The sequence below is a fragment of the Acinetobacter sp. L-24 genome (genome assembly GCF_056857555.1).
Genome location: NZ_JBSXNI010000041.1, coordinates 130,882 through 139,462, shown reverse-complemented (window position 1 = coordinate 139,462; position 8,581 = coordinate 130,882). Strand labels below are relative to the sequence as shown.

Genomic DNA, 8,581 nt, shown 5'->3' with positions numbered 1-8,581 from the left:
TAGCCAAGTGAATGAGATCCATGCACGTGTAGCAGTCCTTAACAGATTTACGGAATTAGGTCGACCACTTACCCAAGTTACGCCTTAAATTTGGCTCAATTAGGGGCGCTTTGCATTTCAAATCTTTGTGCAACAAAGCCACTTCAAAGTAGAAATGTCTGGTCTGGATTGTTGCCACTCTAATTTGAGTTTAAAAAAGCTAGCAAATCTGCTAGCTTTTTAAGATGATTATTCTATTTTTTAGAATTTAATAAACCAAAGAAGTTCTCTCCATCGTTCTCTAAGTCTTCAAAAAACTTATAAAACGATTGGGCAATAGCCTTATTTTTGACAATAATACCCACAGGCACTGTTGTTAAAATATTTGTGGATGAATCACTAACGTGAATAATCAAAACACAAAAAGAGTCTTTCATAACCAAAAGCTCAAAATTACCGTCAAAAACTACACTACTTTCCTTAAACGTTAGAAAGTGCTTGGCTCCTGCCTCAGCTGTGATTAGTTTTTTATAACTTGCGATTGATTGTTTATCATTTCTGTATGCCACTGGTAAGAAGCATTTAAAGTTTTTGGTAATTGTGGTTGTCGATAAACGATCAATAAAATCACTAAATCTATCTGACTTACCCCAAAATTCATCTGATGGAGCTAACCAATACAGCTGTTTATCATCATTATTCTGGTCTTGATATTGTTTGATTGTTTTGAAAAACAGGTCTGAATTTTCCTTAGAATATATTGGCCCGATAAAGTATTCATTGGATTTGTGTTCTAGCTTAAATAAGCGATCTAAATTAAGCTTATTCTCGCTAAAAATAGATTCAACTGAAAAAGTATCCTCCATATCTAATTCATGGAGTACCTTTAGAATATCCTCAATATTTTGTGGCTTCTTAGCTGATCTAAGAGCAGCGTAAAGAGAATCTTCGATTTTGTTAAGATTTTCCATGTGATTAAAATCACTAATCTCTGTAGGTGTATAATTCTCATCAAGCGTCAATGGTAATGTAAAACGACGAGAATGGTCTCGCAATTTTTCCACTTGGCTCATTTTATACAGTTGCAGCTTCTTTTCATCCACTGATGGATTCAACTTAACTAATCCTTGGCTGAAATAAAATCGAAAATTTTTCTGAAACTCCTTACTAACCAAAGACTCACCATTTGAAAGGTATTGGTTAGAAGCATCTAATTTAATTGAATTTGCCCCATTGTCAGATGCGTTGGGATTAACTGGCTCAGGATTCAAGCCAATCATCTCAAAACTCATCTTTTGAATATTGTCCTCAATCTTATTTACATAAGGAATTGCACAAACATCCGAGAATGCTTTCTCAAGTCGCTGAGTCAGAGCAAATCGATCATCTTCAAGATGTTTTATCTGCATTTGTTTTAATAATTTAGTTAATAGCACATCTGTTTCATGATTAGATAACCCTAAGAACCGCGCTATTTTTTCAGCAGAAAGTGGTGCAATTACCAATAGGCGCAATACCATAGAATCAATAAAATCTAAGGTATCTGTTGTGGTATAGCTAAATGCCACATTGAATAGTTGTGATGGCAATGTAACATCTACGTCATGATAGCTTCTTAGTGAATTTTCCATGAGTTATACCCCTGCCTTTCTATATTTTTTTGATCTATTTTTATTAATGTGCGGATTGTTTTGTACTATTTTGACAATGGCGCGTTTTGAAATATATCGATATTCTAAAGTCTGATTTTCACGGCACTTGATGTAATTTAATACGCGTCCTAAAGGTAAGTTACTGTTGACTCCTTGCCACATTTCTGACGCACCAAAGATTACAAGACGATCCATTGCGCGAGATAAAGCCACGTTCACACGATTTGGTGACTTCAAAAATGCAGGAAACTTAGTTGGATCATTTCGCGTAACTGAGAGAATGATGATCTTATTCTGTTTACCTTGATAACTATCCACCGTATCAATACGCACAATTGATCTCAATGCATCTGACACTTCACACAAAGAGAAGGCTTTTCTTAACCGGTTTTTTTGCTCAGCATAGGTACAAATTACACCAATAGCAGGCTCTTTAAGGGAATCAGGCTCTGGCACTAATTTATTTAACAAGAGTTTGTCTTGGTCAATCCGCTGAAGAAAATCGATAATTTCATTAATTTCATGTGGGTTATAAATACTACTACCTTTCTCCATTTTGAAATGCTCAGCATTCCCAGTATCCACCCAAGTAACTGTTGAATTCAATTCTATTACGATGTCGGATGCATAGTTATCAGGCACAATCCGCTTTAACTTAATTTCTTTCAGCTCTTCATCACTTAAACCACGAGAATCGACAACTTCAGTTTCAAGTTTTCCTTCATAAAAACAGTCTGAAACTAATTCGCCGATGCTCGGACTCATTCGGTACTGTGACAAGAGTTCTGAACTAGCCTTTAGTCCATAATGTGAATTAAAGATACGGCCAAAGTCGCTTTGTAATTTATCTTCCAAATCATCATCTGATATCTTAAGTTGCTTAGCTAAAGCCTTTATATGATCGCTCGAATATAGTGGAGGAAGTTGGTCTTGATCCCCAACTAATAAAATACGTGCACCTGACTGCATTGCAATTGCCAATTCTGAAGCGATTGAACGTGCTGCTTCATCAATAATCACCCAATCAAATACGTGATTGGCGATTCCAATACTTTGTTGGCCAACACCAACGCATGTGCCACAGACTAATTGCCTTGTTTTGACCAGAAAACTTTCATAATTAGCATTTTGGCTTTCAATTAATGGTTCATAATCTAGGGCAATATTGATCAAGGCTTTCGCTTTAAGTCCTTCCTCATTAGATACCCCGTAGTATTGATTAAGTGCTGCGAACGTAATCATGTCGATCTTATTTAACTGGTTTAATACTGTTATCTCTTTATCATTGATACAGTCTTCCAGTTGATCCCAAAAGTCTTGATTTCCGTCAAACATGCTCTTCAGCTTATGCATTGCTGATTTGAAAGCCTGGGTATACTCTTCTAATGAGAAACTAAACTTTTGATCAAGATCATCTTGGTCGATTGACTGATACGCAGATTTAAGACTATTTAAAATAGTGACTCTGATTTCATAAAGATCGCTCAAGTATTCAGCTTCAAGTGATAAATCTTTTGCAAGCTCAAGCACTCTTTCTTTAATATTAGACTTAAACAGCTCTATCTGGCTCGTAATAATTGAGCCTGTATAGACATCTTTTAATTCAGGAGACACAGCACTCTCTTTATTGCTTATTCGAGCAATACTTAATGGTGTGTCATACTCTGTGCATAGCTGACGTATACGCTCAACACTTGTATTTACAGCTTCGTGCGACTGACTAACAATTAAGATGTTAGATACATTTTGTTTATCATAGAGATAGTGAGCCAGTATAGAGATAAATTCAGTTTTGCCGGTTCCTGGTGGTCCCTTTAATAGTGATACAGGTCCATACTTAAGCACATTACGGAACGCTTTACGTTGTAATGGATTGAGGGCTTTAACCAATTCCCCATTTTTGTATTTGTTATAGTGATCTAGATCTTCATCAGGCACTTCAATCTCATAATCTTTTGCTTCAATCACTAATGATGGTTCAAAGTAATCTACGAGATTTTCAATGACAGCCTTATTACTCAGAATATTTGTCAGAGCATCTGCACGTTTCCGATTAGATGACTTATCTGCCTTGCTTTGTAGAAACAGTGTTGCTTCTTCAGGAACTTCATTTGTTTTTTTACAAAAATCGATCCACAATTCTCCGACTTTTGATTGCGCAATATTCACCGTACCTATGCAGAAAGTGTAATCACCTCCCGCCCCAGTTTCTTTAGTGCACATTACATCGACTTTATCGGTCTTTGAAAATTTAGCTGAAACATCTTCTGCAGAGTCATAGTATGCAATAGCACTCTTTGAATCTTTAAAATGTTTGCTCGAAACTATCTTTAACGGCTCAGACAGAGTGATTGTAGGATGTGCATGACGCTCAGTCGCCATGACTTTTTTCCACAACTCTTTCGTTTCAATATCAATTAAGTGGCTATGTGTAGGCAGATGACTCATTGGCTGTGCCATAAGCTCATCAGTAGCTATAACATCGCCTATCTCTTCTTGTAATGCTTTTTGTTCACGCAGAGCCCGTAATGTTTCCTCTTTCTCTTGAGTCCTTTTGAGCTGTGCTTGCTTAAACTGTTCAATAGCATCCTTAAAGTTTTGATCTTTTGCTAAGAAGTCATTTAACTCTACAATGTTGTCACGCTTACTCATCCCAGATATCGGGTGGACTTCAATGCTAACATCAATAGTCAGATCTGCATCCCTACTAGCCTTCCACCACAGGTCTTGTTTTTTGACAAAATCAAGGAAACTTAATTGATTTTCATGGGGCTTATAAAACCCTTTTAACATGCCATTGATTCCGCTAAGTGTAAATCGAAAATCCCCCTCACTTGCTGCCTCAAGTTGGATATAAACTTTGCCGTTTTCGGGATAAATCGTAAAGGGCGTCTCAACCTTACTTGTATAAATACTAATCTGAGGAGCTTCTTTTACAATAGCACCCTTACATTCAAATGCCTCTATAAAGCGAGAATTATCAATATAGCGTACACTTGGATCTTCCATTCCTTCTATGCTCAAGGCTGTATTTAGCCAGGATAAAGTAGGATCCATTGAAGCCACATCATCCACAGCCAAGTCTATATCGTATAGATCTGCGATTAATTTCAATGCAGTAAAGTTGTCACACTGAATGACTGTTGGATCTTCAATATCAGATGGGAAATAAGCATTAGAAGAATCAGGTTGTGGTACTTCAGGATGGAAGCAATCATTAAAACTAACTTTCAAGTTTGTTTTATCTACTAGAATCTTTTCATCATCCAAGTTTCCATGTTGAAAGCCATGCTCATGAAATTTTTTCAGAGAATGCAATAACTGAAGTGAAAGTTCATTTTTTTCATCCTCAGTTAAGCCCTCAATAACCGTTGACCAAGCTTCACCCTTTACCATTTCAGTTACTAGATACACACATGCTGTGCTAGTTGATAAACCAAAATCAATAATCTTAGGAAGGTATGGCAAATTGAGAGCCTGCGTCATTTTAAGTTCTTCAAAGAATCGCTTAAAACAACTCTTTTGATAAGTTGTCATTGCAGATGCAACTTTACCCATCCATGTTTTGACTAACATGTTGCCTGATGCATAGAGTGTAAAATTTTGGTTAGCATCAATAGGCGCGCCAAATATCGGGTAACTGATATAGGTATTTGTCTGATTTAAATATGGATTCAGTACATCTGCATCAAGTTCATAACTAACTTGTTCAGCAGGTTTTTGAGCTAAGAAATCTTGGAATACTGCACATGCATTATCATATTTCCCTGTCAAAGCTCGTGTTAAAATACGCTCTAACCAGTGGTTCTGATCTCGCTCCTCAAGACTAAATTTTTTCAATGAACGTGGGCTCAGTCGAGCATTCTTCCAAATATGAAGGATTAACTGCCCTAACCAATACACATCCTTTTGTGCAGCTGTCAGCGCAAGATTCGGAAGATGAGCTGTTGTATTCAAAAATGGGAGTTCGTTAGCCAGTTCAGGGTCAATTTTCGAGGGCTGTGTTTGATCATTTGCTGCCGAAAAATTGGATAGCAATATCTCCTTTTTATAAGAGATCCACACACTATGATCACCCACATCACCATGAGTAATTCCCATTTGATGTAGGTGATTAAATTTACCAAGCAAAATCTGGAATAAATCCAATTTCTCAGATTCAGACATTTTCTCAGCATAAGCGCCGATGAATTCGTTGACTCGATAGCTGTTCTCAGGCAACTCATACAACTCATTATATTTTGATGTCATGTCATCAAGACTTGGGTTTGTAATCGGGTGCAAACAACTTTGATAAAGATCAGGCTTTTCTGTTTTAATTTTTTGGAAAACCCGGCGCTCATTGCAGATCAAGTTGAATCGATGTTGAGGCTGACTCATTCTTGAGTTACTCAACTTGAATTCATTAAAATCCCAACAACGCATTAAAGATTTTTCACCAACGATGGTCAATGAATGCGCTTTATACTCGCTATAAATCTTTTTAGGATGCGGTAAGATCAAGTCACCTCGTTCATGATTATTAATAATCAAAGAGCGTGGTTGAATTTGGTCAGGCGCAAAAATTTCATCAATAATGGCGTGATATTCTTTTTTAATATCATATATGCGACCATCACGTTCCAGATGCTTGCGGAACATATTATTAAAATTCTTCTGTTGAGCTAATTGTATAAACTCATCTATCGAAAGAATGTGCTCTAAATCTTCTGGAGGCAGGCGCGAATAATCTGCTTTACCACACATGACAACAAAGTGAGAAACACTTTGGTAATGAAATGTAATGCCCTTAGCTTTCTTTTCTGAAACTTTATCCTTTAGTTTATTAACTATAATTTGCATTTTTTTTACATTTTTAGCTACAGGGCATGAATCTTGCTCTTTATTACCTACGTACCATTTTCCTGCAACTTTTGTAATTTCCTTACCGTTCCAGTCCTTGAATTCAATGACCAAAATGTTTGCATGAGTAATAATTAGGAGATCATATTCAAATTTCTCAGAACTACCTTTCGCTACTGCTTTTTTTCCATTTTTATGCATAAATTCAAAACCAGCATATGCTCGCCAGTTTTTAGTTTTTTCGCCACGATCAAAGACCTTTTTAATCTTATCAATTGCTTTGAGTTCGTGCTCGTATATACCTGTCTCTGGATATGTAACTTTCATATTAAAAGATTCTTTATTTAAAATGTCTTGCTTTTGCACATACAACAAATAAGCGTCAAAAATGATGCTAAATTTTTATTAACATAAAGTAATGCTATATGTACGGTGTCTTTTAGAAAAAATACTTAGCGTAAGAATTTAGTTTTTTCAGGTTGATGGTTAGTTTGGCCAAATAAGCCCTCCGAAGGTTTTTTATATTCAGTTTAGGATTGTATTTAAAATAAAGTCTGCCAAATATTTTGGTGTAAAACCTGAGTCTTCTAGCACGATCATCATTTAGATGATCTAACTCAATCATTCGTTTAAGCAAAACGTATTTCACTTAACGGTTCATAATGTGACTTATATTACATTTAATTTTTGAGTATTCAAAATTATTTTATTGAATTATAAGAAAAAAACTTAAGGAATTCCTTAAAATTTGATGACAATGGTCATATCTCTAATCACTAAAAAGACCAAAAATAGATATCTACCCATATCTCTCGGACAAATTAACTCTATTTTATAAAAGTATCAATAAATTCATTAGGTTCATGAACCAAAAATTTATAATTATTTTTTTATTTATATAAGTTATTGAAAATAATAAATAAAATTATTAAAAGTTTTATTAACTAGACTTCAGGTGAACATAAGTTAAAGTTCGAATTAAAATGAATAGGGTAGTCGCAATTTCCAAAAAATGACAGCTCATGTGTCGTTTAGATACTAACAATTTGTTTATTATAACAAATCTTAAGCATGTTAGCTGTCGTCATTCTTTGATACGGTCTACGTACTACCGTACAATCATCAGCTATATTCATGGTGTTACTTTGCATAATTTACATTTTCTGCATTCAAACCAATCAATCCAAAATTACGTGCACGTTCGAGACACATAAGCTGTCATTGACGACACATGTAATGTCACTGGTTGCGTTCGTGCGTCTATTTCCGTTGAACTATGCTATACCTTGAATAGCCAGCTACTCGGTTCACTGAAATACTGACCGACACGTTAGATTTCAGTTTTAAATCAAAATAGCGATCAATCGTCACAATTAGATGTTTTACATAATCAAAAACTACATATGTTAAATCCTTTAAATCATTGTTCTGGTGTGCAACTTCAATAAATTCTGAAAACAACGCTACACCTGTTTCGTTGGCCAGATTCGCTAACTGATTATCCAATCCGGCAATTGCCGTTAATTCTGATGCAATCACCACTTTATGCATTGCTGTTTCCGCTTCAATGCCTTTGTACTCAATCCCCTTGTATATATAGACATCGTTTTCTCGTTTGCCTTGGTTCCAAGGGTTATCCGTACCATCCAGTCTAGGCATGCTGTACGGTCGTTTTAGTTTTGCTGGAGGTGTTTGTTTAGCGGTGACTTCATAAAGGTTAAATACGCAATCTGTGTAGCGTTTAAGGCTATGGTATGTCAAAGCTTGCTGTTTGGCGGTCAACTCCCGTGGTGATACATGATTCACCAAGGTTTTGAACATTTCTAATGATTCTGGTGTGAACGATCCATCTTTTTTTGCATTGTCCATCAGGTCTTTTTTAGCCCATTTATGCTTTAGTTTTTCCGCTTCAGCATCAGATATTTTCTCTCCCCGATACACGTATCCACGCGCTGCGTTTGAATACTCAAAATCTGCTCGTTTTACTGCCTTGTAGACCATTGTTTTTGTCATTTGTTTTGCACCAGTTTTTCCCATAGTTGTGGCGACCGCTTGAGGGCTTAACACGTACCCATTCTTTTTCGCTTCGGTCGTAACACCAAAACTCG

Annotated in this window: 3 protein-coding genes; all 3 read right to left on the bottom strand. The window is 36.1% G+C overall.

The window, feature by feature from the left end; translation table 11 throughout:
* Positions 1-233: 233 nt before the first annotated feature.
* The 3 genes from AC13CK_RS08530 to AC13CK_RS08520 all read right to left on the bottom strand — a co-directional run bounded on the left by AC13CK_RS08530 (position 234) and on the right by AC13CK_RS08520 (position 8,540).
* Complete coding sequence (locus AC13CK_RS08530) at positions 234-1,610, bottom strand: hypothetical protein (RefSeq protein ID WP_005005738.1); 1,377 nt, start codon at positions 1,608-1,610, stop codon at positions 234-236.
* Between the two features lie 3 nt (positions 1,611-1,613).
* Entirely contained in the window at positions 1,614-6,800 is a 5,187-nt protein-coding gene (locus AC13CK_RS08525) for an AAA domain-containing protein (RefSeq protein ID WP_171518569.1), read from the bottom strand.
* A gap of 933 nt (positions 6,801-7,733) precedes the next feature.
* Positions 7,734-8,540 carry a hypothetical protein gene (locus tag AC13CK_RS08520; RefSeq protein WP_010591556.1) on the bottom strand — a complete coding sequence of 269 codons (807 nt, stop codon included), beginning with the start codon at positions 8,538-8,540 and terminating at the stop codon, positions 7,734-7,736.
* Positions 8,541-8,581 lie beyond the last annotated feature (41 nt).

What these genes read in the sequence shown, in the direction of transcription:
- AC13CK_RS08530 (WP_005005738.1), bottom strand. Translation starts at nt 1,610, where the DNA reads ATGGAAAATTCACTAAGAAGCTATCATGACGTAGATGTTACATTGCCA.
- AC13CK_RS08525 (WP_171518569.1), bottom strand. Translation starts at nt 6,800, where the DNA reads ATGAAAGTTACATATCCAGAGACAGGTATATACGAGCACGAACTCAAA.